The 23027-nt window shown below is 66.3% G+C and carries 20 protein-coding genes; 7 read left to right on the top strand and 13 right to left on the bottom strand.

Annotated features, from left to right (window positions below; all coding sequences use genetic code 11):
- Positions 1-36: 36 nt before the first annotated feature.
- Positions 37-507, bottom strand: coding sequence for an Lrp/AsnC family transcriptional regulator (locus tag C7455_RS03190; protein ID WP_109666129.1), 471 nt, complete (start codon positions 505-507; stop codon positions 37-39).
- 120 nt (positions 508-627) lie between these two features.
- Between C7455_RS03190 and putA the strand changes: the two genes are divergently transcribed.
- Positions 628-4089 carry a bifunctional proline dehydrogenase/L-glutamate gamma-semialdehyde dehydrogenase PutA gene (putA, locus tag C7455_RS03195; protein ID WP_109666131.1) on the top strand — a complete coding sequence of 1154 codons (3462 nt, stop codon included), beginning with the start codon at positions 628-630 and terminating at the stop codon, positions 4087-4089.
- A 4-nt stretch (positions 4090-4093) separates the two neighbouring features.
- Here putA and ccmE read toward each other — a convergent pair whose 3' ends face one another.
- The 4 genes from ccmE to speB form a co-directional block, all read right to left on the bottom strand.
- Positions 4094-4549, bottom strand: a complete 456-nt coding sequence (ccmE, locus tag C7455_RS03200) for a cytochrome c maturation protein CcmE (protein WP_109665343.1) — start codon at positions 4547-4549, stop codon at positions 4094-4096.
- 201 nt (positions 4550-4750) lie between these two features.
- Positions 4751-5566 (bottom strand): glutamate racemase, encoded by an 816-nt coding sequence (locus C7455_RS03205; protein WP_109665344.1) that lies wholly within the window; start codon positions 5564-5566, stop codon positions 4751-4753.
- Complete coding sequence (locus C7455_RS03210; protein ID WP_109665346.1) at positions 5566-6510, bottom strand: lysophospholipid acyltransferase family protein; 945 nt, start codon at positions 6508-6510, stop codon at positions 5566-5568. Before C7455_RS03210 ends, C7455_RS03205 begins: the two co-directional genes overlap by 1 nt.
- Positions 6511-6595: 85 nt before the next feature.
- A complete protein-coding gene (gene speB / locus C7455_RS03215) occupies positions 6596-7558 on the bottom strand; it encodes an agmatinase (protein WP_109665347.1) in 963 nt (320 codons plus the stop codon).
- A gap of 139 nt (positions 7559-7697) precedes the next feature.
- On the opposite strand from speB, the gene C7455_RS03220 reads away from it, so the two are divergent.
- Positions 7698-8219, top strand: a complete 522-nt coding sequence (locus C7455_RS03220) for a flavin reductase family protein (RefSeq protein WP_109665349.1) — start codon at positions 7698-7700, stop codon at positions 8217-8219.
- Between the two features lie 77 nt (positions 8220-8296).
- On the opposite strand, the gene C7455_RS03225 is transcribed toward C7455_RS03220, so the two are convergent.
- Entirely contained in the window at positions 8297-9463 is a 1167-nt protein-coding gene (locus C7455_RS03225) for a M20 aminoacylase family protein (protein ID WP_109665351.1), read from the bottom strand.
- Between the two features lie 67 nt (positions 9464-9530).
- Here C7455_RS03225 and mazG point away from each other — a divergent pair, with 67 nt between their 5' ends.
- The 4 genes from mazG to C7455_RS03245 all read left to right on the top strand — a co-directional run bounded on the left by mazG (position 9531) and on the right by C7455_RS03245 (position 13430).
- Complete coding sequence (gene mazG, locus C7455_RS03230) at positions 9531-10331, top strand: nucleoside triphosphate pyrophosphohydrolase (RefSeq protein ID WP_109665352.1); 801 nt, start codon at positions 9531-9533, stop codon at positions 10329-10331.
- A gap of 116 nt (positions 10332-10447) precedes the next feature.
- Complete coding sequence (locus tag C7455_RS03235) at positions 10448-11071, top strand: outer membrane protein (protein ID WP_109665354.1); 624 nt, start codon at positions 10448-10450, stop codon at positions 11069-11071.
- Positions 11072-11223: 152 nt separating this feature from the next.
- Complete coding sequence (locus tag C7455_RS03240) at positions 11224-12141, top strand: DMT family transporter (protein WP_109666133.1); 918 nt, start codon at positions 11224-11226, stop codon at positions 12139-12141.
- Between the two features lie 134 nt (positions 12142-12275).
- Entirely contained in the window at positions 12276-13430 is a 1155-nt protein-coding gene (locus tag C7455_RS03245) for an OmpP1/FadL family transporter (RefSeq protein ID WP_109665355.1), read from the top strand.
- Between the two features lie 58 nt (positions 13431-13488).
- On the opposite strand, the gene hflX is transcribed toward C7455_RS03245, so the two are convergent.
- The 6 genes from hflX to C7455_RS03275 all read right to left on the bottom strand — a co-directional run bounded on the left by hflX (position 13489) and on the right by C7455_RS03275 (position 21587).
- Positions 13489-14739: a GTPase HflX gene (hflX, locus tag C7455_RS03250; protein WP_109665357.1), complete on the bottom strand. Its 1251-nt coding sequence runs from the start codon at positions 14737-14739 to the stop codon at positions 13489-13491.
- 50 nt (positions 14740-14789) lie between these two features.
- Positions 14790-15023, bottom strand: coding sequence for an RNA chaperone Hfq (gene hfq, locus C7455_RS03255; RefSeq protein ID WP_025312876.1), 234 nt, complete (start codon positions 15021-15023; stop codon positions 14790-14792).
- Between the two features lie 136 nt (positions 15024-15159).
- A complete protein-coding gene (locus tag C7455_RS03260; protein WP_109665358.1) occupies positions 15160-16677 on the bottom strand; it encodes a potassium transporter TrkG in 1518 nt (505 codons plus the stop codon).
- 4 nt (positions 16678-16681) lie between these two features.
- Positions 16682-18058: a Trk system potassium transporter TrkA gene (gene trkA / locus C7455_RS03265; RefSeq protein WP_109665360.1), complete on the bottom strand. Its 1377-nt coding sequence runs from the start codon at positions 18056-18058 to the stop codon at positions 16682-16684.
- A 157-nt stretch (positions 18059-18215) separates the two neighbouring features.
- Positions 18216-20087 carry an ABCB family ABC transporter ATP-binding protein/permease gene (locus C7455_RS03270; protein ID WP_109665361.1) on the bottom strand — a complete coding sequence of 624 codons (1872 nt, stop codon included), beginning with the start codon at positions 20085-20087 and terminating at the stop codon, positions 18216-18218.
- Positions 20088-20159: 72 nt separating this feature from the next.
- Positions 20160-21587 (bottom strand): LysM peptidoglycan-binding domain-containing protein, encoded by a 1428-nt coding sequence (locus C7455_RS03275; protein WP_109665363.1) that lies wholly within the window; start codon positions 21585-21587, stop codon positions 20160-20162.
- Between the two features lie 142 nt (positions 21588-21729).
- On the opposite strand from C7455_RS03275, the gene C7455_RS03280 reads away from it, so the two are divergent.
- The gene (locus tag C7455_RS03280) at positions 21730-22275 is read left to right on the top strand and encodes an LOG family protein (RefSeq protein WP_109665364.1); all 546 of its coding nucleotides are present in this window, start codon (positions 21730-21732) and stop codon (positions 22273-22275) included.
- A gap of 131 nt (positions 22276-22406) precedes the next feature.
- Here the strand turns inward: C7455_RS03280 and C7455_RS03285 are convergent, their stop codons facing one another.
- Positions 22407-23012, bottom strand: a complete 606-nt coding sequence (locus C7455_RS03285) for a superoxide dismutase (protein ID WP_109665366.1) — start codon at positions 23010-23012, stop codon at positions 22407-22409.
- Positions 23013-23027 lie beyond the last annotated feature (15 nt).

Below are 23027 nucleotides of genomic sequence, written 5' to 3' on the forward strand. Positions count from 1 at the left end.
AAGAAGACGGGTGAGGCGCTGGGTCCGTTTCTGGCGCTACAGGGCCGCGTCCTTAACCGCCTGCATCGACACATGCGTCGAGGTCGAGGCGACATGGGGCAGGTTCGAGACGATCTCCGCAAGGATGTCTCGGTAAGCGCGCATGTCGCGGCAGCGGATCTTCATGAGATAGTCGAACTGGCCTGCGATGAGATGGCATTGCTCGATCTCGGGCACGTCGCGCACAGCGGCGTTGAAGGCCGAAAGGGCCGGTTCGCGGGTGTCGGTCAGCCGCACCTCGACGAAGGCCACATGTTCACGGTCGAGCTTCGCGGGATCAAGCAGCGCGCGGTAGCCCAGGATGTAGCCCGCCGCCTCCAGCCGCCTGAGCCGTGCCTGCGTTGGGCTTTTGGACAGTCCGATGCGTTTGGCCAGTTCCGTCACCGGCAGACGGCCATTTTTCGACACTTCGGCCAGAAGCTTGCGGTCGAAGGCGTCGAGCGGCCCGTCAACCTGTTCCTTGTCCATCTTTCCGCCTTTCATTTCGTCTTTCTTCGGACGCTATGACCGCCATTGCGGCCAATCAAGGAAAACCGCCTGCGGAAGGGCTGCTATGATGCACCATCGCCCTTTCCGAAGGATCGCGCCATGCCGCTTGACCGCGCTGCCCCCGACCTCGACCGCCTGCGCACTGCCTTGCGTGCGCAGCACCTTGCCCCCGAAGGCCCGGCGCTGGCCGGGCTGATCGCGGCCCATGCGCCAGAGGCCGATCTGCGGACCCGCGCCGTGCGGCGGGGGACGGAGCTGGTGCGCAAGATGCGCGCCGACAAGAGCCCGGGCCTGATGGAGGTGTTTCTGGCCGAATACGGCCTTTCGACCAAGGAGGGCATCGCGCTGATGTGTCTGGCCGAGGCGCTGCTGCGGGTGCCCGATGCGGCAACGATGGACGCGCTGATCGAGGACAAGATCGCGCCCAGCGAATGGGGCGCGCATCTGGGGCAATCGGCCTCGTCGCTGGTCAATGCCTCGACTTGGGCCTTGATGCTGACCGGCCGCGTCTTGCAAGATGGCGAGGGAATGGCGGGCGTTCTGAAGGGCGCGGTCAAGCGGCTGGGCGAGCCGGTGATCCGCGCCGCCGTCAGCCGCGCCATGCGCGAGATGGGGCAGGCCTTCGTACTGGGGCAGACAATGGCCGAGGCGATGCGGCGCGCCAACGCGCAAGAACGGCGCGGCTATGCCTATTCCTATGACATGCTGGGCGAAGCGGCGATGACCGCCGCCGATGCGGAGGCCTATTTCAAGGCCTACAAGGGTGCGATCACGGCGCTTGCGCCCGCCTGCCGGTCCGATGACATCAAGATCAATCCCGGCATCTCGATCAAGCTTTCGGCGCTGTTTCCGCGCTACGAACAGGGTCAGCGCGACCGGGTCATGGCAGAGCTTGTGCCGCGGGTGCGCGATCTGGCGCGGATGGCGCGCGCGCAGGGCATGGGCCTGAACATCGACGCGGAGGAGGCCGACCGGCTGGATCTGTCGCTTGACGTGATCGAAGCCCTACTGGCCGATGACCAGCTTGCCGGATGGGATGGGTTCGGCGTGGTGGTACAGGCCTATGGCAAGCGCGCAAGCGCCGTGATCGACTGGCTTTATGCGCTGGCCGAAACGCATGACCGCAAGATCATGCTGCGGCTGGTCAAGGGCGCCTACTGGGATATGGAGATCAAGCGCGCGCAGGTCGCGGGATTGACAGATTTCCCGGTCTGGACACGCAAGGCCGCGACTGACGTGGCCTATCTGTGCAACGCGCGCAAGCTGCTGGGCCTGACCGACCGGATCTTTCCGCAATTCGCCACCCACAACGCCCATACGGTCGCGGCCATCCTCGAGATGGGGGGCGACCGCGACGCCTACGAGTTCCAGCGCCTGCATGGCATGGGCGAGGCGCTGCACGAACTGGTCCGCGCGGATAACGGACCACGCTGCCGGATCTATGCGCCGGTGGGAAAGCACCGCGACCTCTTGGCCTATCTGGTGCGGCGGCTGTTGGAGAACGGGGCGAATTCGAGCTTCGTCAACCAAGTGCTGGACGGGGCCGTGCCGGTCGAACGGGTGGCGCGCGATCCGTTCGAAGCGTTGGAGGCTGCTGCACCTGCTGCGGTTGTCTTGCCTGCGCGCCTGTTTGGCCGGTCTCGGGCCAACTCGGCGGGGTTCGATCTGACCGACCCCGTGACACAAGCCGAAATCGACGCGGCGCGCGCACCCTTTGCGACCGCGACATGGGCGGCGGGACCGGTTTTGGCCGGGCCGCTTACGGGCGGCGCGGTCTGGGATGTGGTGAACCCGGCGCGGACCAGTGACCGCGTGGGTGCTCTGACCATCGCCGCAGAGGCCGATATCGACACGGCGCTGGCCGAAGCCCGGTCTTGGGATGCGCCCGTGGCGGAACGGGCGGCGGTGCTGGCGCGCGCGGCCGAGTTCTATGAGGCGCGCTTCGGCGAGATCTTCGCCCTTTTGGCCCGCGAGGCGGGCAAGACCCTGCCGGACGCGGTGGGAGAGTTGCGCGAGGCGGTGGATTTCCTGCGCTACTATGCGGTGGAGGCCCCGAAATTGACGGCACCCGCGCGCGGCGTCTTTGCCTGCATCAGCCCGTGGAACTTTCCGCTCGCCATCTTCACCGGCCAGATCGCCGCCGCACTGGCCGCCGGCAATGGTGTGATCGCGAAACCCGCCGAGGCGACGGGGCTGATCGCGCATCTGGCCGTCACGCTCTTGCATGAGGCCGGCGTGCCGCGCCATGCGCTGCAACTCTTGCCCGGACCGGGGTCGGAGGTCGGCGCGGCCTTGGCGTCGGATCCGCGCATCGCGGGGATCTGCTTTACCGGATCGACGGCGACGGCGCAGGCGATCAACCGGGCGAAATCTGACCGGCTCGATCCCGGCGCGCCGCTGATCGGGGAAACCGGCGGGCTGAATGCCATGATCGTGGACAGCACCGCCCTGCCCGAGCAAGCGGTGCGCGACATCATCGCGTCGAGCTTTCAGTCGGCGGGGCAACGCTGTTCGGCGCTCCGGCTCTTGTATGTCCAAGAGGATGTGGCGGGCCCGATCCTCGAGATGCTGCAAGGGGCGATGGCCGAATTGCAGTTGGGCGATCCGTGGCACCTGTCGACCGACATCGGTCCGGTGATCGACGACCGCGCCAAGGCCGGGATCGTCGCGCATATCGCCGCCGCCCGTGCCGAGGGGCGGGTTTTGGCCGAACTGGCTCCGCCCGAGGGCGGCAGCTTCGTCGGGCCGACCATCCTGCGCCTGCAGGGTGGGATCGCCGCGCTGGAGCGCGAGATCTTCGGCCCGGTCCTGCATGTCGCGACCTACAAGGCGCGTGATCTGGGCCGGGTGGTCGCGGCGGTGAACGCGCGCGGCTATGGCCTGACCTTCGGCATGCACAGCCGCATCGATGACCGTGTGCAGGAGGTGACGGGGGCCATCCGTGCGGGAAACATTTACGTCAACCGCAACCAGATCGGCGCCGTGGTGGGCAGCCAACCCTTCGGTGGCGAGGGGCTTTCGGGCACCGGGCCCAAGGCGGGCGGGCCGTCCTACCTGCCGCGCTTCACCGCTGCGCCAGCCGGTGTCGCGCAGGTGGCGCCCGCCGCGCAGGCTGACCTGACCGCGCTGGCAACGGGTCTTTCCGCCCTGCCCGATCCAAGGGACCGGGTGCTGTCGGTCGAGAACCTGCCGGGGCCGACAGGGGAATCCAACCGCCTGTCAACCCATCCGCGCGGCCGTGTGCTCTGCCTCGGGCCGGGGCGCGCGGCGGCGCGGGCGCAGCAGCGGCTGGCCGAGGCCGCAGGCTGCACGGCGCTGGTGGTCGAGGGCGCGGTGCCCGCCGACTGGCTGCGCGACCTGAACCCGCTCGACGCCGTGATCTTCTGGGGCGAAGTTGCGGCCGCGCGCGATCTGGCCAAGGCGCTGGCCGCGCGCGAGGGGGCGCTCACCCCGCTGATTACCGAGGCAGACCCGGCCCCGCGCCTGACGCTGGAGCGTCACCTGTGCATCGACACGACAGCGGCGGGCGGCAACGCGGCGCTGCTGGCCGTGGCAAGCTGACCCGTCAGCTTTCCGGATCGCCTTCGGCATGGCGGTAGACGCCCTGAGCTTCCAGCGCGTCGATCAGTTCGGCGGGCATGTATTGTTCGTCATGGCGGGCCAGGATCTCGGTCGCGATGAAGGTGCCATCGACCAGCCGCCCGGTGCCCACCATCCCTTCGCCCTCACCAAAGAGATCGGGCAAGATGCCGGTATAGGTCACGGGGATGGAGGCGCCACCATCGGTGACGCTGAAGCGTATGGTCTCGCCTTCGCCGCGGATCAGCGTGCCATCCTCGACCAGACCGCCGATGCGGAAGACCTCGGTGGGCGGCGGCGGGTTGGCGATGATCTCGGATGGCGGGCGGAAGAAATTGATGCCATCGCGCATCGCATAGCCAATCAGCCCGGCAGAAAGGGCCAGCGCCAGTGTGGCCACGATGACGATCTGGATCCGGCGTTGTTTTTTGAGGCCGCGCATCTTGAATGCTCTCCTTGTGTCAGTCTTTCGGGGGCGCGCACGAGCCCTGGCGCCGATCCCTGCCAGACCGACCAATCGCACATGGGGATAGCAGAGTCCGAAATCGAGTGGGACGCGCCAAAAGGCAGCAGTGACGGCATGCGGATACGCTCATGCAAAGCATAAAGCATCAAGATATGTCCGCAAACCCCTGATCCCGCTTTACTCCGCCGCCTCGAACTCGATCCGGCGACGCAGGAATTGCGTGGCCTTGTTCGATACCGATTTCGGATCGCCCGAGGTCAGGAAACGCGATTTTACGCCGTGGCCCACCTTGTCGGGGTGGCGACCGAGGTAATCGGCCAGCGCTTCGGCCACCAGATCGGGCTGGGAATAGACCGCCACACCCGGCCCCAAAGCTTCGCGGAACACCTCTTCGACCAGCGGGTAGTGGGTGCAGCCAAGGATCGCGGCCTGCGGCTTGGGCATCCGGCGCATGAGCGCCTCGACATGGCTGCGCACCAGCGCATCGGCGAGGATCATGTCGCCCATCTCGATCGCGTCGACAACGCCCGCGCAGGGCTGCGCCTCCACATCCACGCCGATGGCGCGAAAGGCCAGTTCGCGCTGAAAGGCACGGCTCGACACCGTGGCGGGCGTGGCAAACAGCGCGACGGTTTCCACCGCGACGGGGCGAGGCGGGGAATTGTCCCCCCATTTGCGCTCGGTCAGCGCCTCGATCAACGGCACGAAGACGCCCAGCACCCGCTTGCCCTCGGGCACCCAGCCCTCCTGCATCCGGCGCAGCGCTGCTGCGGACGCCGTGTTGCACGCAAGGATGACCAGATCGCAGCCCTGATCGAACAGGATCTGCACGCCCTTCGTGGTCAGCTCGTAGATGTCATCGGCGGTGCGCACGCCATAGGGCGTGTTGGCGTTGTCGCCGAAATAGACCAGCGGCGTATCGGGCAGACGGCGGGCGACCGCATCGAGCACCGTCAGACCGCCAAGGCCGCTGTCGAAAAGTCCCACTGCCATCAGTATCTGTCCCTCAGGCCACCCAGAACCCGGCCCTGCGGGGCGTCGGGGTCACGGTGGCGGTCCTCGAACTCAAAGCCGCGCGCCCGGCCATCCAGCGGCCGGGGGCTGAGGCCATAGGTGGTTTCGCGCAGAAACTCCATCATCGCCTTGGTGTCCTTGGCATAGGGGTCAAGGGCGGCGCGCGGGATCGGCTGGCCGATGACCACCTCGACGGGGCTGTTCACGCGGGCACGGAACTCCTTGATCAAAAGGCCCATGCGCAAGGTCGTGTGCAGATGGCTCATCAACTGGAACAGCCGGGAATTGTGGCCGTCAAAAAACACCGGCACCACGGTCGCATCGGATTTGGAGATCATGCGCGCGGTGAATCCACGCCAGCCCGGGTCCATCGGCCGGCCAAAGGGGCGCGCGGCGGTCGAGACCGTGCCGCCCGGAAAGATGCCGATCGCCCCACCACCCGCCAAATAGCGCAGCGCCTCTTTCCGGGTCTCTAGGTTCAGTGCCAACGCCTCCTTGGTCTCGTCGAAGGAAATCGGCAAGATGACGCGGTTGATATCCTCGGCCTTGCGGAACACACGATGGGCGAGAATGCGGAAATCGCCGCGCACCACGCTCAGGATATGGCCCATCATCAGCCCGTCGAGGATGCCGTAGGGGTGGTTGGCGATCAAGATCACCGGCCCCTCGCGCGGGATCAGGTCGAGCGATCCGCCGACCACCTTCAGTTCCAGCCCGTAGCGCTCCACGATGACCTGCCAGAAATCGCGGCCCTGCGCGACCTCGGCATCATAGCCTTCGGCGCGCCGGATCAGGCTGATGCGGCCGGTGGCATTCTCCATCACGCGGATCATCGCCCGCCCGCCGCGCGAGGCGGCCGAGGAGGCATAGGAAATCTCGCGCGCGACGGCGCGGGCGTTGTCTGGGATGCGGCGACGGGGCATGCCGGGTGTTGTCCTCAAGCGAAACCGTGGGTCAGGTGTAGGGCAGCGCCGCGAGTCGGTCCAGCGTGCTCAGCGCAGTCTGCGCTCAGCGTCGCGTCCAACCCCAAAGACAGATCATCTCCATAGCCACATGGGCCGCCGCCACCGCCGTGATCGCAGCATGATCGTAGGGCGGAGAGACCTCGACCACATCGCCGCCGACAAGGTTGATGCCGGCGAGGCCGCGCAGCAGCGCCGCCGCCTGCGCGCTCGACAGCCCGCCCCAGACCGGCGTGCCGGTGCCGGGCGCAAAGGCGGGGTCCAGCCCGTCGATGTCGAAGGACAGGTAGACCGGCCGGTCCTCCACCCGTGCCTTGAGGTCGGCGGCAACCGCCAAGGCGCCCCGCGCATGTACCTCGGCCGCGTCATGGATACGGATGCCCAAATTGTCCTCGACCACGGTGCGGATGCCGACATGGGCAGAGCGGGCGACGTCGATCAGCCCCTCCTTCACCGCCGTGTAGCAAAACGTGCCATGGTCGATCCGGGACGGGTCATCATCGACCCAGGTGTCGGTATGGGCATCGACCTGGATCAGGGCCAGCGGTCCATGTTTGGCGGCATGGGCGCGCAGGATCGGCAAGGTGATCGAATGATCGCCGCCGAGCGTTATCAGCCCTGCGCCCGCCTTCAAGATGGCCGCCACATGCGCCTCGATCCGGGCCGGCAAATCGGCCGTGTGCGCATAGTCGAAAGCCATGTCGCCGCAATCGGCGATGGCGAAGCGTTCCAGCGGCGAAAACCCGTCCCAGCCATAGGGCGGATCGAAAGGCTGGAGCGTCGAAGCCTCGCGGATCGCGCGCGGCCCAAAGCGCGTGCCGGGGCGGTGCGTCACCGCCTGATCGAAGGGAATGCCCGTGATCGCCAGATCGACGCCCGAAAGGTCCTTGGTGTAGCGCCGCCGCAAGAAACTGGTCGCGCCAGAAAAGGCGTTCTCGAAGGCCAACCCCTTGAGATCGGCCCGCCCAAAGGCACCATCCACCTCGTTTTTCGCGTCTTCCAGCGCCATGACACCCTCCGCCCCGGTCGGGCAACACCTACGGCCCGGGCGCGGTATTTGTCCAGCCACCCCTCGCCCCTCGCGCGCTTGCCCTTATCTATGGCGTAGGGCAGGAACGACGCCACAGGCGCATCAGGGGTAGACCAACATGACGACAGACATGGCCGAGGCACAAGACACCCTGCGTGCCGCTTTTCTCGACGGGATGAGCCGCGCGGCCGCCTCCGTGTCGGTGGTCACCACCGACGGGCCTGCGGGCCGCGGCGGCGTGACCGTCTCGGCAATGACCTCGATCTCGGCAGATGGCGATACCCCCACCATGCTCACCTGCCTCAACGCCACATCCTCGGCCCTGCCGCTGGTCTTGGAAAACGGCTGTTTCGCCATCAACGTGCTGCGCACCGGCCAGACCGACATCTCGGATGTCTTCTCGTCGCGCCGCCCCGCGCCGGGTGGCGACAAGTTCAACGCCGTCCTGACCGAAACGCTTGTCACCGGCGCGCCCTGCTTTTCGGAATCGCTGGTCAGCTTCGATTGCCGCCTCGTCTCGGCCGAGCGGATCGGCACGCACCACATCTGCATCGGTGCCGTCATGGGTGTGCGCAGCGCGCCCGAGGGCAGTCCGCTGCTCTACGGCATGCGCCGATACCTGCGCCCCGAGAACCACTGAGCCCGCGTCTTCGTTTCAAAAATATCCCGGGGGCGTCCCGGAACGGGACGGGGGCAGAGCCCCCTCTTGTCCCGGCCTCAGCCGCCGATGGGCAAGGCCCGCTCGGCGATCCGCGCCAGAAGGCTCGCTCCGATGGGCAAAAGTGCGTCGTTGAAGTCGAACTTCGGGTGATGCAGCCCCGCGCCCGGCCCCGCGCCGACAAACAGATAGGCGCCGGGGCGGGCCTGCAGCATGAAGGAGAAATCCTCGGCCCCCATCTCGCGCCCGGCTGCCCCGTCGACAAGCGCCGCGCCCACCACCTCGCCGGCCACTTCTGCGGCAAAGGCCGCACGGTCGGGGTCGTTGATGGTCGCGGGATAGCCTATGGCGTAGTCCAGCCGCGCCGCGACCCCGTAACTGGCCGCCTGCCCCGCCACGATCTCCTCCATCCGGGCCATCACCATCGCCTGCACGGCAGGGTCGAAGGTCCGCACCGTGCCATTGATCATCGCCGTTCCGGGGATCACGTTGTCGGTCGTGCCCGCATGGATCTGCGTCACGGACACGACCAGATCCTGCATCGCATGATGGTTGCGCGACACGATGGTCTGGATCGCCTGCACCATCGACACGGCCGGCGGGATCGGGTCGGCGGTCTCGTGCGGCATCGCGCCATGACCGCCGCGCCCCTCGATCTGGATGGTGAACTCATCCACCGCCGCCATGATCGGCCCCGGCGTCGTCAGCACACGCCCGAGGTCAAGGCCCGGCACATTGTGCAGCGCATAGACCTCGGCAATGTCGAAACGGTCCATGATGCCTTCCGCAACCATCACACCCGCGCCGCCGCCATCCTCTTCCGCCGGCTGGAAGATCAGAGCGACCTTGCCGCGGAAATTCCGCGTCTCGGCGAGATAGGCGGCCGCCCCCAAAAGCATCGCGGTATGCCCGTCATGGCCGCAGGCATGCATCTTGCCGGGGATTGTCGAGGCATGCGGCACCCCCGTCTCCTCAAGGATCGGCAGCGCGTCCATGTCGGCGCGCAGGCCCACCACGGGCCCCGGTCCCTGCCCTTCGATGATCGCAACGATCCCGGTCTGTGCGATCCCCTGATGGATCTCGTCCACCCCGATCTCGACCAGCCGCGCCGCGACGAAGGCGGCGGTGTCGCCGCAATCGAAGGCCAGTTCCGGATGCGCGTGCAGATGCCTGCGCCAGTCTGCCATCTGCGGGGCAAGGCCTGCGATACGGTTGATGACGGGCATGGCTGGACTCCTCGGGCAGGCTTCGGTCTAACCGGGTCATCCCTGACCCAAATCCCCGGCCCTCGCAATGGACGACCTTGCCACCCTGCCCCCGCTCGAACGCCTGCGTGCCATCATGGCAGCCTTGCGCGACCCCGTCACAGGCTGCCCCTGGGACGTGGATCAGAGCTTCGCCACCATCGCGCCCTACACGATCGAGGAGGCCTACGAGGTCGCTGACGCGATCGAACGGCAGGACTGGGCCGAGTTGAAGGGTGAATTGGGCGATCTGCTGTTCCAGTCGGTGTTCCACGCCCGCATGGCCGAGGAGGCGGGCCTCTTCGATCTCGACGATGTAGCCGCAGCCATCGCAAACAAGATGATTGCCCGCCATCCCCATGTCTTCGGTGAGCAAAGCAACGCCAAGACCGCCGAGCAGCAGGTCCAGGACTGGGAAACGGTCAAGGCGGCCGAGCGCGCGGCCCGCGCCCGTGGCGGTGTGCTGGACGATGTGGCGCTTGGCCTGCCCGCCCTGATGCGGGCCGAAAAGCTGCAAAAACGCGCCGCGCGGGTCGGCTTCGACTGGCCAGAGATCGACCCTGTCCTCGACAAGATCGCCGAGGAAGCGCGCGAGCTGGCCGAGGCGCGCGCCACCCTGCCGCAAGACAAGATCGAGGAGGAGATGGGCGATCTCCTGTTCGTCATGGCCAACCTCGCCCGGCACCTGAAGGTCGACCCGGAAACCGCCCTGCGCCGGGCCAACGCGAAATTCACCCGCCGCTTCGCCTTCATCGAGGCAGAGCTTGCCGCGCGCGGAAAGCGCGCGCAGGACAGCGACTTGGCGGAAATGGACGCACTTTGGGATGCCGCTAAAGCGGCGGGTCTCTGAAGCAAAGTCGTTGCGATACTGCAACAAAAGAGTCGCACTTGCCTAAATCCTGTGCGGAAAACCGGAGCCTTGCCTTATGCTGTGGATAGTCATTTTGAGTCCAGGAGGACACCGTGATGTTCCGCAGCACTCTCATCGGCACCTGTTCCATGATCGTCGGCGCCAGTGCCGCGCTGGCCGAGGGCGGTCAGGCCCTGCCGCCGCCGCCGCCCCTCATCATCACCGAAGAGCGGTGTACGGCAGCTTTTGACTGCGCCTACATCGGCCTTGAATACGGTCGGGTGCGCGGAGACTGGGCCCAGACTGGCCTGACAACGCCGCTTGCCCTTGCAATGGAAGATGGCGACGCCTTGGGTGTCTTCGCAGGCTACAACTGGCAAAGCGGCAACCTGCTTTTCGGCGGCGAAATCCGTTACCTGAGTTTCAACGATTTTGCGACCGCCGCAGGGCTGCCCTTCGAGGTGGATAACGTTCTCGACCTGCGGGCGCGGCTGGGGTTCGCTGCCGACCGGGCGTTGTTCTACGGTGCGGTCGGCTACTCCATGGGCGACGCCACGGCGCCCGCCGGTGCATTTGACATCGACGGGTTCAACTTCGGCCTCGGGGCCGAATTCAACGTGACCGACGCCTTCTTCGTCGGGGTCGACTACACCGCCCGCGACATGGACGGCACCCTTGGCGCATTCACCTACGAAGGGGATGTGGACACGCTGACCCTTCGCTTCGGCCTCCGTTTCTGACGCGACCGCAAACGGCTTCGGAACAGGGCCGCGCCTGATGGTGCGGCCCTGTCTCATGGCACGACAGGCGCGCGCGGACTTGCCCCCGGTCGCACAACGCGCCATGTCCTGCGCCATGGCCCCGTGCGGGCCCGCGCCGGGGAGATCACATGATGCGCCAGACCGCCGAAGCGCCCGGGGCCGCCACGCCAGCGCAGCCACTGCGCGCGGCAGTCTGGATGCTGGGTGCCATCGTCGCCTTTTCGGCCATGGCGGTGGCGGGCCGCGCGGCGTCACTGGAACTCGACACCTTCGAGATGATGACCTACCGCTCGATGATCGGGCTGGTGGTCGTACTGGCGGTGGCCAGTTGGGCGGGCACGCTGCGACAGGTCACGACGCGCCATCTGGGTGTGCAGTTCTTGCGCAATCTTTCGCATTTCACCGGCCAGAACCTGTGGTTCTACGCCATCACGGTAGCCCCCCTTGCACTGGTCTTTGCGCTGGAATTCACCTCGCCGCTCTGGACGATGATCTTTGCAGCGCTGTTTTTGGGTGAGCGGCTGACCGGCTGGAAGGTGCTGGCGGGTGTGATGGGCTTTGCCGGCGTTCTGATCGTGGTCCAGCCCGGCGCGCAGCCCGTGAGCATGGGCATGGTTGCGGCGGCCACGGCGGCGGTGTTCTTTGCCACTACGGCGATCCTGACCAAGCGGCTGACGCGGACCGAAAGCATCACCTGCATCTTGTTCTGGCTGACCGCGATGCAGCTGGTGATCGGGTTGATCGCCTGCCTGTGGGATGGCGACATGGCCGTGCCCTCGGTCGCCATGCTGCCATGGATCGCGGTGATCGGGCTGGGCGGGCTGACGGCGCATTTTTGCCTGACCAACGCGCTCAGCATCGCCCCTGCCTCGGTGGTGATGCCGATGGATTTCGCCCGCCTGCCCGCCATCGCGGTGGTTGGCATGCTGTTTTACGCCGAGGCGCTGCAGTGGGGCGTTGTCGTGGGGGCCATCGTGATCTTTGGCGCGAACTACCTCAACATCCTGACCAGCCAGCGCGTGAGCCGCCAGAGCCCGCAGGCACTGTAGCAAATCTGACACATTCCCGTTGGGGGAATGTGACATCGCAAACCCTGACGCAGCGGAAGAATTGACCCGGTCTGACCGTTCACCGCTTATCAACCCTCAGGAGAGACATTCGGAACAATGTCGGGGAGGACACCATGAACCGTTTCACAGCCGCATCCGCAGCGCTTCTGGCCAGCACGGCGCTTGCGCAGGCCGGTGGCATCGAACGCAACGCCTTCACGACAGCGATCCTGTTCGAGCAAGGCACCTATGTCGAGTTGGGCTACAGCTTCGTCAGCCCCGACGTGTCCGGCGTTCAGCAGGCCACTGCCAGTGCGACCTCGCTCGCAGGCACGCCGAGCGGCGGCGTCGCACCGTCCTATGGCTTTGCCACGCTGAGCTTTGCCACGGCGATCAATGATCGGTTGACCGCCGCGCTCGTCTATGATGCGCCGGTCGGCGCCGATGTCGCTTACGCTCCCGGCCCCTACGTGTTCGCGGGATCAGAGGCCGAGCTGCGGTCGCAACAGGTCACAGCCGCGCTGCGTTATGAGTTGACGGACAACATATCCGTTTTCGGTGGCCTGCGCGCCGCGCGCGTTTCCGGCGATGCCTATGTGACAACGACGTCGTTTTCCTACCTGCTCGACGACGCGCAAAGCGATACCGGCTTCGGCTACATGTTGGGCGCAGCCTACGAAATCCCCGACATCGCGCTGCGTGTGGCCCTGACCTATTTCAGCGAGATCGACCTCGACCTCACCTCGCGAGAGGCGCTGGTGGGGGCAGCCGGCATTCCGGCATCGGCGCTGGCCGCTGGTGCGGTGCCATCTAGCTTCGGCATAACGCTGCCGGACTCCGTCTTGCTCGAGGCGCAAACGGGCGTTGCCGAGGGTACGCTGGTCTTCGGCTCGGTCCGCTGGGTTGACTGGAGCGAGTTCACGATCACCCCGAACTTCTATCCAGCCGCAGGTGGCGGCGTCGGCGGTGACCTCGCCTTCTATCGCGGCGACAGCATCACCTACACGCTGGGCGGGGCCCGCGTGCTGAACGACAACTGGACCGTCCTCGGCTCGCTCCTTTACGAAGAGGGCAACGGTGGATTCGTTGGCAACCTCGGCCCGACCGACGGGCGCACGGCATTGTCGCTGGGAGCCCGCTATACCAATGGCCCGATCGTGATTTCAGGCGGCCTGCAATACAGCTGGATCGGGGACGCCCAGACCGCCTTTGGTCCGTTGCAGCCGGTGGCAAGCTTCACCGACAACACAGCGCTCAGCGCATCGATCCGGTTCGGCTACCGCTTCTGACCAAGGACAAGACGTCACGACAAACCCCCGTGCCGTGGCGCGGGGGTTTTTCTTTGGCTCACAACCGCCGGAACGCCTGTTCCTGCCGGTCGGTCCAGAGCACGCGCAAAACGGTTTCCGTCTCGCCCGGCTCCTCGCCCTCGACCACGCCCTGACCGAAGAGCCACGCCCGGCGCTTGCCATCCGAATGGGCCAGCGCCACCTGCGAGACATGGCGCGGCGGGGCCAGCGTCTGCGCCACGGCGGCGAGCATCGCAGGCAACCCCTCGCCCGTCAGCGCCGAGACGGCAAAGACCCCCTCGCGACGCTCTGCCATAGTGCGCAGCGCCTCGGCGGTCTCGGGCGGCACCCGGTCCATCTTGTTCCAGACCTCGATCAGCGGCGCGGTCTCTGCCACACCCAGATCGCGCAGGATCTTCACGACATCGCCGGCCTGCTCTTCCGTCTTGGGATGGCTGATGTCGCGCACATGCACGATCAGGTCGGCGTCCAGCACCTCCTCCAGCGTCGCGCGGAAGGCCGCGACCAGCTGCGTCGGCAGATCGCTGATGAAGCCCACGGTGTCGGACAAGATCACATCGGTCCCGTCGGGCAGGCTGACCGCGCGCATCGTGGGATCGAGCGTTGCGAACAGCATGTCCTTGGCCAAAACCTCGGCGCCTGTCAGGTGGTTGAACAGCGTGGATTTCCCGGCGTTGGTGTAGCCCACCAGCGCAACGATCGGATAGGGGATCTTCTTGCGCGCCTTGCGATGCAGCGCGCGCGTCTTGACCACGCGGGCCAATTGGCGGCGGATGCGCACAACCGCCTCGTCGATGGCGCGCCGGTCGGCCTCGATCTGGGTCTCGCCGGGGCCGCCGACAAAGCCAAGCCCGCCGCGCTGCCGTTCCAGGTGGGTCCAGGCGCGCACCAGCCGGGTTCGCTGATAGGACAGCGCCGCCAGTTCCACCTGCAACACGCCCTCGCGCGTCGCGGCGCGGTCGGCGAAGATCTCGAGGATCAGGCCGGTCCGGTCCAGAAGCTTGACGCCCCATTCCTTTTCCAGATTGCGCTGCTGCACCGGCGTCACCGGCCCGTCGATCAAGACAAGGCCGATATCTTGCGCCTTGATCCGGTCCTTGAGTTCCGCGATCTTGCCGGTGCCGAACAACAGACCGGGCTGCGCCTTGGGAAGGCCCACGATCAGCGCGTCTGCGACCTCCAGATCAGGCAAGGCGGCCGCCAAGGCCACGGCTTCCTCAAGCGCGGGGCCGGGCTCGCGCCGCGCCCGGTCGGCCTTGATGTCGGGATGCACGACAAGCGCCCGCATCGGCCCCTTGTCCGTCGCCAAGCTGTCGTGGTCAGAGGAGGACGAGGACGTCACTCTTCTCCGTCATAAAGGTTGATCGGCTGCGCCGGCATCACGGTCGAGATCGCGTGCTTGTAGACCAGCTGGCTTTGCCCGTCCCGGCGCAAGAGTACGCAGAAATTGTCGAACCAGGTGATCACACCTTGCAACTTCACCCCGTTGATCAGGAAGATCGTCACGGGAACCTTGGTCTTGCGGACGTGGTTCAGGAACGCGTCTTGCAGGTTTTGCTTGTTTTCGGCCATGTCTTTGGTGCCTTCTTGAGGTCGGGCTGCCGGTGGTTGGGCAAGTCTCGAGTGATCGTTCCGGGGCGAACGCCTATTGTGTGCCGATATTTGCGAGCAAAGATCAAGCCCCCGACGCCAGATTGGGCGATAAGCCCTAACTGCGCCAGAAGGTCGGATTGAACACGGCTATGAAAACCAGCGTTTCCATCCGCCCCACAATCATCGCGGCGGCAAGGATCAGCTTGGCCCCGTCTCCCAGCGCCAGATAGATCACCGGATCGGTCCCCGCGACGCTGGCCAGCGGCCCGCAAGTCGAAAGCGCGGCTATGGCCAGCATCAAGGCCTGCTCGAACGGTAGGCCTGCGGCAGTCAGCGCCAGCATCACCGCCGCGACCGAGGTCAGAAACAGCATGAAGAAGATCCAGGCCACAAAAGCCCCCTCGCGCCGGATGCGCCGCCCCAGCCGTCCGGCACCGGCAACCGAATGGGGATGGACCAGCCGCTCGATCTCGCGCGCACCATGCTTGTAGAGCGCGTAAACCCTCAGCAGCTTCAGCCCGCCCGCCGTGGTCGCCACCCCGCCCCCCATGATCGCCACACCCACCAGAATCAGGCCAGATGTCTCCAGCCCCGACCAGCTTTGCGCCCCGGCCCAGCTTTCCGACACGAAACCGGCGGTGGTCAGGAAAGACAGCATGGTGAAGGCCGCCCCCCAAAGTGCTGCCAACGCCCCTCCCGCATCGGCCAGTTCATCGACCTCATAGGCACCCAGCCAGTGGCGCGCGAACAACACGGTCGTCAGCACCACGACCGTGAGCAGCGCAAGCCGCACCTCGCGGTCGCGCACCACCCTTTCGACCGCCGCGCGGCTGACACCCGAGGTAAAGCTGCGCCGTGTCAGCGCGAAAACCAGAAACAGCGCGATCAGAACCTCGCCTGCAAACCCTGCGCCCGCATCCTTGAGGCCCCCCGCCGCCGTGATCCCCGAGGTGGACAGCGTCGACATCGCATGGATGACCGCATTCAGCGGCCGCTCCCCCGCCAGCACCAGCGCCAGCGCCAGCGTCGCCGTCAGGCCCAGATAGACGGGCGCCAGCATCGCCGCATGCCGACGCAACCGGTCGGCGGGGGCGGCCGCGCGCATCTGGCCCGACTGCGGCATACGCTGTCCGGGATTGTTGGCCTCCGACGTCACCTCGAACCCGCCAAGGTTCAAGGGCGCCAGCACCGCCATGGCGGTGATCCAGATCAAGATGCCGCCGAACCAGCCCACTGTCGCGCGCCACAGATGCACGGTGTCGGCCAGCCGCGCAGGCTCGAACACCGGCGCGCCAGTGGTGGTCAGCGCCGAGACCATGTCGAAATAGACGTTGATCGCACGCGCAAATCCCACCGCCTCGAACATCGGAAGGCCAAGGACGACCGGCAGCCAGAGATAAGACAACAGAAGCGAGATCAGGTATTTCTGGTCGGTGTCCGTGCGCCGCCGCGCCTGCGTTGCAAAGCCCAGCAATACTGCCACGACCGCCACCAAAAGCCCGGTATAGAAAAACACCCGCGCCGTGTCGTGATCGCGCACCGCAAGCCCGTAGACCGACGGGACCAGCATCGCGCCGGCGGCGGTGAAGAGCAGCACCACGAAGAACGGAAGATTGCGGAAATACCCGGCCATCGGCTCAGAAGAAATCGATCGAGACCTGCAGCAAGGTCTCGACCGCGGGCACATCGGCGGCCAGCGCGAAGATCACGATGCTGTCGCCTTCCTCAAGCCGCAAGGTTCCGCTGGGCCGCACGACCTTGCCGCCCTTCTGCACGGCGGCCACCAGCGCGCCTTCGGGAAAATCGATGTCGCGGATCTGGCGCCCGGCGATGGACGAGGTCGACAGAACCTGCGCCTCGATCACCTCTGCCTCGGCATCGCCGATGGAATAGACGCCGCGCACCCGCCCGTGCCGGATATGGCGCAGGATCGAACTGACGGTCGAGGCGCGCGGGTTGATATGCGCGTCGATCCCGAGGGGGCCCATCATCGGCAACAGAGAGGGGTCATTGACCAGCGCGATGGCCAGCCCGGCACCGGCCGATTTCGCCCGGACCGAGGTCAGCAGGTTCGTCTTGTCATCATCGGTCACGCACAACACCGCATCGACCCGGTCGATCCCCGCCTCACGCAAGATATCCATGTCGAGCCCGTCACCGTTCAACACGATGGTGCGCTCCAGCGCATCGGCGGCCACCTCGGCGCGGGCGCGGGATTTCTCGATTACCCGCGTGCGCACCCGGTCGGCACCCTGTTCCAGCGCGCGCGCCACGTTGAGGCCCACATTGCCGCCGCCGATGATCAGCACCCGCTCGGGGCGCTTGGCGGTCTTGCCAAAAATCTCCAGCGTGCGGCCCGCGTCTTGGGTGTGGGTGAAGACATAGATCTGGTCGCCCGCAAACAGCTGATCGCCCGGCTCGGGCGCAAACAGCGTGCCCTTGCGGCGCACCCCCACCACGATGGCGCGCAAGGTCGAGAACAGTTCCGACAATTGCCGCAGCGGCGTCTCCAGCACAGGACAGTCTGCATCCAGCTGGATGCCCAGCATCCGCGCATCACCCGACAGGAAGCTTTCGGTGTCGAAGGTGGAGGGCGAGCGGATGCGCGCCAATGCCGCCTGCGCCACCTCCTCCTCGGGCGAGATCACCACGTCGATGGGCAGGTGGTCGCGGCGGTAGAGGTCGGAATAGATCGCATCGAGATAGCTGCGCGCGCGCAGCCGCGCGATCTTGCGCGGCACGGCAAAGACGGAATGGGCGACCTGACAGGTGACCATGTTCACCTCGTCCGAAAAGGTCGCGGCAATGATCATGTCGGCATCGCGCGCGCCCGCCTTTTCCAGCACGTCCGGGTAAGAGGCAAAGCCCGTCAGCCCCTGCACATCCAGCGTGTCGGTGGCGCGGCGCACGAGGTCGGGGTTGTTGTCGACCACCGTCACATCGTTGTTCTCGCCCGACAGATGGCGCGCGATCTGCCAGCCGACCTGGCCCGCGCCGCAGATGATGACCTTCATGAACCGTTCGTCCCTTCGGCCGCGTCCCCGCCTGAGTGACACGCCGCCCCGGCACAGGTCAATCCACCACGCCGGTCGGAGGCCCAGCCCCCCGGCCCCTTCATCTTTCCAAAAATATGCAAGCACAGCCTGCCCGAGGGCACGCGGCCGGGGGCTGTCACGCCTCGTCCTCCTCGCCCGACATCTGCCGCGCCCACATGGAGGCATAGCGCCCGCCCGCCGCGATCAGCGCGTCATGGGTGCCACGCTCCACGATCTCGCCGGCCTCCAGCACGATGATCTGGTCGGCATCCACCACCGTCGACAGCCGGTGTGCGATGGTGATGACCGACCGCCCCTGCCCCATCATCTTCAGCTCATGCTGGATGTCGCGCTCGGTCTCGGTATCGAGGGCCGATGTCGCCTCATCCAAGAGCAAGATCGGCGGGTCCTTCAAGAGCGTGCGCGCGATGCCCACGCGCTGCTTCTCGCCGCCCGACAGTTTCAGGCCCCGCTCGCCCACGGTGGTCTCGTAGCCATCTGGCAGCGCCTCGATGAAATCATGGATGCGCGCGGCGCGTGCGGCGGCCACGATCTCTTCTTGCGTGGCGCCCGCGCGGCCATAGCCGATGTTGTAGCCGATCGTATCGTTGAAAAGAACCGTGTCTTGCGGCACCACGCCGATGGCGTCATGCAGACTTGCTTGCGTCACGTCGCGCAGATCCTGCCCGTCGATACGGATCGCCCCGCCGGTCACGTCATAGAACCGGAACAAGAGCCGCCCGATGGTCGATTTGCCAGACCCCGAGGGGCCGACCAGCGCGACGGTTTCCCCCGGTTTCAAGGTGAAATCGAGCCCCTTCAGGATCTTGCGGTTGGGATCATAGGCAAAGCGGACGTCCTCGAACACGACCTCACCGCCCGTAACGCGCAAAGGCTTCGCGCCGGGTTTGTCGGCAACCTCTTTCGGTTGCTCCAAAAGGTCGAACATCTCGCCCATGTCGACCAGCGCCTGCCGGATCTCGCGGTAGACGGTGCCCAGAAAGTTCAGCGGGATGGTGATCTGGATCATGAAGGCGTTGACCATCACGAAATCGCCCACCGTCAGATCACCCCGCTGCACGCCAAGCGCCGCCATCACCATCACCAGCACAAGGCCCGTCGTGATGATCAGCGCCTGACCGAAGTTCAAAAAGGCCAGCGAAGTCGCTGTCTTGATCGAGGCCTTCTCATAGCCCTCCATCGCGCGGTCATAGCGGTCGGCCTCGTGCGCCTCGGCGCCGAAATACTTGACCGTCTCGAAATTCAGCAAGCTGTCGACGGCCTTTTGGTTGGCATCGGTGTCTTGCAGGTTCATCTCGCGCCGGATCTTCACCCGCCATTCGGTCACCGTGAAGGTGAACCAGATGTAAAGGCCGATGGTGACAACCAGCACCGCAAGGTAGCTCAGGTCGAAATAGGCCCCAAGAACAAGGGCTGTCAGGATCAGTTCGATGATCAGCGGGCCGACCGAGAACAGCAAGAATCGCAGCAAGAAATCGACGCCCTTGACCCCGCGTTCGATGATCCGGCTCAGCCCGCCGGTCTTGCGCGTGATGTGATACCGCAACGACAAGGCGTGGATATGCCGAAAGGTCTCCAGCGCCAGTTGCCGCAGCGCCCTTTGGGCCACGCGCGCAAAGACCGCGTCGCGCAATTGCTGAAAGCCGATATTGGCCGCGCGCGCGATCCCATAGGCCACCGTGATCCCGACAGCACCCGCGCCCAGCAGGAAGGCGGGGCTGACTCCCTCGCCGGTCAGCGCGTCAACGGCGAATTTATAAAGGAAAGGCGTGCCGATCGACACCAGCTTGGCCAGCATCAAGAAGGCCAGCGCGGCCATGACGCGTTGTTTCACCCATGGCTTGTCGGCGGGCCAGAGATAGGGCGCGACCCTGCGGATCGTGCGCAGGCCCGAGCGGCGTTCCGCCGACAAGACGGGATCGTCGGGCGCGCCCGGCGCTGTAGCTTGCGGCGTGGGGCCTGCGGCAATCTGGGTATCGGCTGGCATGGGAAGTATCCTGGCGGGCGTCTGGATCCCTACCTAGGCCCGCCGCACGGAAATGGCCAGACCGCACCCCGTCTAGGGAACCGTGCCGCTGCGCGGCAGGTCGGGCAGCGCGAAGATCTGGCCCGGAAAGATCAGGTCAGGGTTGCGGATGCGGTCGCGGTTTTCCTCGAAGATCTGGACGTAGCGGATGCCATCGCCAAAATTCGCCTCGGCAATGCCCCACAGCGTGAAGCCGCGCTGCACCGTGATCACTGAGGCGCCGGGGTCGACCAGCATCGGGTTGGCGCGGATGCGGGCCGGGTCCTCGCGCAAGAAAGGGGTCTCGGGGCCGCGCGTCACCGTCCCATCGGGGGCCACCTGATCGAGGCGCAGCGTGTAGGTGCCGGGATCGACATCGGGCAGATCGAGGCTCCATTGCCCGCCCGGACCGATCTCGCCCAGATTGATCGGCTGGTTGTTCAGCGTCACCCGCACCGTCGCCTCGGCAGGCCCGCGCCCGGCCAGTGTCACCTCGCCCGTGACGTCATAGGTTATGGCGTCGAGCCGCAACTCGGTCATCGCCATCGGCGGCGCGCCGAATGACTGCAAAACCCGCACGCCATCGCGGTCCGCCAGCAAGATCGCGGGTGCCTGAGGGGCGGACGCCTGTGCTCCGGGCGCGGCAGCGCCCGCTGTCAGCGCCGCGCCGCCCACGGCAGGCTCTGGGGCAGCGACGGGGGCGACGCTGTTTTGTGCCACCTGCGCCTGGGGTGTGGCCGCGGGGGCGGTCTGCGGATCCGGTGCGCTGTCGGGCGCGGCATCGGCCAGCACCGAGGCCTGCGCGGCGGCGGGGTCTGCATCGCCGGACATTGGGCCGAGCTGCGGCGCGGTGCTGCTGACCTCGCCCACACCCGGCGGATCGGCGCGGGTCGCTGGCGGCGGATCGGGGGGCAGCGCGGGCTCGATCGTCACGGTTGCCACGGCCCCGCCCGAGAAGGGTGCTATCAAGACGGTCTCATCGCCACCGACCGCCGCGCCGTCGGGCAGGACCGCTTGCAGGCTCAGCAGACGCGGACGCTCGGACGGGGCCAGCGCCAGCATCGCCACGAACTGTCCGGCCGCGTCTGCCGTCACCGTCTCGACCGGTTCGCCATCAAGCGCCAGCGTCACCTCGGCAAGCGACGCCGCCTGCCCCGCGATCACGGCACTTCCGGCCGCATCGACGCGCACCAGATCGAAACGCGGCGATATGGGTGTCGCAGGGTCGGCGGGTGTCTGGGGTGTCTCCGGCGTCGCCACCGGGGCCGGCAGTTCGGCGACCTCTCCGGCTGCAGGGGCGGCCGCGTCCGACGCGCCGGCATCGACGACGGTCACGGGAGACGTGACCGGCCCGGGGGCCTCGGGTCCGTCGCGCAGGATCACGAAGGCCACGGCAGCAGCCACGGCAAGGCCTCCCAGCACGGCGGCACCAGTTATCGCGGATACGCTGCCCGCCGCTTCCGTGATCTTCGGGTCTGACATTTGGTCCCGTCTTCCTCCCCACGAAAGGTCCGGCCAAGAAGGTCTTTGCCTTTGGCACGTCGCCGCCGCGGCAGCACTGCTTGAGGCCGATTGCCTTTGCCCATATCAGGGAACAAAAGCCGATCAAGTGCAAGGGATGCCGATGCAAAGCCTGTCTGTTTGTGTCTATTGTGGCGCGCGACCCGGCGGCGATCCTGTCTTCATGGAAACTGCCACCGAACTGGGACTGAGCCTTGCGGGCGCGGGCCTGCGGCTGGTCTATGGCGCGGGCGATGTCGGGCTGATGGGGGCGGTGGCGCGCGCGGCGCAGGCGGCGGGCGGGCAGACCTTCGGCGTCATCCCCGCCCATCTGATTGCATGGGAGGTCGGCAAGCGCGACCTGACGACCTTTGTGGTCACCGAAACCATGCATGAGCGCAAGAAGGTGATGTTCATGAACGCCGACGCGGTGGCAGTCCTGCCGGGCGGCGCGGGCAGCCTTGACGAGCTGTTCGAAGTGCTGACGTGGCGACAGCTCGGATTGCACGAGAAACCGATCTACCTGCTCGACATCGCAGGCTACTGGCAACCGCTGATCGCGCTGATCGACCATGTGATCGCGCAAGGCTTTGCCGACCCGTCGCTGCGCAGCTTCTTCGAGGTGGTGCCCGATGTCCCGGCCCTGATGGCGCGCCTCGCCCCCTGCTAGGCGGCGACGTCGCCCGCCAGGACGACCAGCCGGTTCATCGCCCCGATCTGGTCGCCGGCGCGCGCCACCAAGCGCCCAAAACGCCGACGGCCCGCCAAAGGGCGGGCCGTCTTGTGGCGCGAAAGCCGGTGTCAGGCCGAAAGACGGGCGGCCACGTTTTCCCAGTTCACCAGCTTGGTGAGGAAATTCTCCAGATAGGCCGGGCGCTTGTTGCGGAAGTCGATGTAATAGGAATGTTCCCAGACATCGCAGCCCAGAAGGGCCGTCTGGCCAAAGCACAGCGGGTTCACACCGTTCTCGGTCTTGGTCACTTTCAGCGCGCCGTCGGCGTCCTTGACCAGCCAGCACCAGCCAGACCCGAACTGACCCGCACCGGCGGCTGCGAAATCGGCCTTGAACTTGTCGACCGAGCCAAAGCTCTCGGTGATCGCAGCCTCAAGCTCACTGGGCATGCCACCCTCGCCGGGGCCCATCATCTCCCAGAACTGGTTGTGGTTCCAATGCTGGGACGCGTTATTGAAGATGCCGTTCTGGGCCACCGCGCCGGCCTGATAGGTGCCGGTGATGATCTCCTCAACCGACTTGCCTTCCCACTCGGTGCCCGCGATCAGCTTGTTGCCGTTGTCGACATAGGCCTTGTGGTGGATGTCATGGTGGTATTCCAGCGTCTCGCGGCTCATGCCCAAGTCTGCCAGCGCGTCATGGGAATACGGAAGATCGGAAAGTTCGAAAGCCATGGTGGGCCCCCCTCG

The organism is Roseicyclus mahoneyensis (assembly GCF_003148775.1).
Classification (GTDB): domain Bacteria; phylum Pseudomonadota; class Alphaproteobacteria; order Rhodobacterales; family Rhodobacteraceae; genus Roseicyclus; species Roseicyclus mahoneyensis.

What these genes read in the sequence shown, in the direction of transcription:
- C7455_RS03190 (WP_109666129.1), bottom strand. Translation starts at nt 507, where the DNA reads ATGGACAAGGAACAGGTTGACGGGCCGCTCGACGCCTTCGACCGCAAG.
- putA (WP_109666131.1), top strand. Translation starts at nt 628, where the DNA reads ATGCCGCTTGACCGCGCTGCCCCCGACCTCGACCGCCTGCGCACTGCC.
- ccmE (WP_109665343.1), bottom strand. Translation starts at nt 4,549, where the DNA reads ATGCGCGGCCTCAAAAAACAACGCCGGATCCAGATCGTCATCGTGGCC.
- C7455_RS03205 (WP_109665344.1), bottom strand. Translation starts at nt 5,566, where the DNA reads ATGGCAGTGGGACTTTTCGACAGCGGCCTTGGCGGTCTGACGGTGCTC.
- C7455_RS03210 (WP_109665346.1), bottom strand. Translation starts at nt 6,510, where the DNA reads ATGCCCCGTCGCCGCATCCCAGACAACGCCCGCGCCGTCGCGCGCGAG.
- speB (WP_109665347.1), bottom strand. Translation starts at nt 7,558, where the DNA reads ATGGCGCTGGAAGACGCGAAAAACGAGGTGGATGGTGCCTTTGGGCGG.
- C7455_RS03220 (WP_109665349.1), top strand. Translation starts at nt 7,698, where the DNA reads ATGACGACAGACATGGCCGAGGCACAAGACACCCTGCGTGCCGCTTTT.
- C7455_RS03225 (WP_109665351.1), bottom strand. Translation starts at nt 9,463, where the DNA reads ATGCCCGTCATCAACCGTATCGCAGGCCTTGCCCCGCAGATGGCAGAC.
- mazG (WP_109665352.1), top strand. Translation starts at nt 9,531, where the DNA reads ATGGACGACCTTGCCACCCTGCCCCCGCTCGAACGCCTGCGTGCCATC.
- C7455_RS03235 (WP_109665354.1), top strand. Translation starts at nt 10,448, where the DNA reads ATGTTCCGCAGCACTCTCATCGGCACCTGTTCCATGATCGTCGGCGCC.
- C7455_RS03240 (WP_109666133.1), top strand. Translation starts at nt 11,224, where the DNA reads ATGCGCCAGACCGCCGAAGCGCCCGGGGCCGCCACGCCAGCGCAGCCA.
- C7455_RS03245 (WP_109665355.1), top strand. Translation starts at nt 12,276, where the DNA reads ATGAACCGTTTCACAGCCGCATCCGCAGCGCTTCTGGCCAGCACGGCG.
- hflX (WP_109665357.1), bottom strand. Translation starts at nt 14,739, where the DNA reads ATGCGGGCGCTTGTCGTGCATCCCGACATCAAGGCCGACCGGGCGCGG.
- hfq (WP_025312876.1), bottom strand. Translation starts at nt 15,023, where the DNA reads ATGGCCGAAAACAAGCAAAACCTGCAAGACGCGTTCCTGAACCACGTC.
- C7455_RS03260 (WP_109665358.1), bottom strand. Translation starts at nt 16,677, where the DNA reads ATGGCCGGGTATTTCCGCAATCTTCCGTTCTTCGTGGTGCTGCTCTTC.
- trkA (WP_109665360.1), bottom strand. Translation starts at nt 18,058, where the DNA reads ATGAAGGTCATCATCTGCGGCGCGGGCCAGGTCGGCTGGCAGATCGCG.
- C7455_RS03270 (WP_109665361.1), bottom strand. Translation starts at nt 20,087, where the DNA reads ATGCCAGCCGATACCCAGATTGCCGCAGGCCCCACGCCGCAAGCTACA.
- C7455_RS03275 (WP_109665363.1), bottom strand. Translation starts at nt 21,587, where the DNA reads ATGTCAGACCCGAAGATCACGGAAGCGGCGGGCAGCGTATCCGCGATA.
- C7455_RS03280 (WP_109665364.1), top strand. Translation starts at nt 21,730, where the DNA reads ATGCAAAGCCTGTCTGTTTGTGTCTATTGTGGCGCGCGACCCGGCGGC.
- C7455_RS03285 (WP_109665366.1), bottom strand. Translation starts at nt 23,012, where the DNA reads ATGGCTTTCGAACTTTCCGATCTTCCGTATTCCCATGACGCGCTGGCA.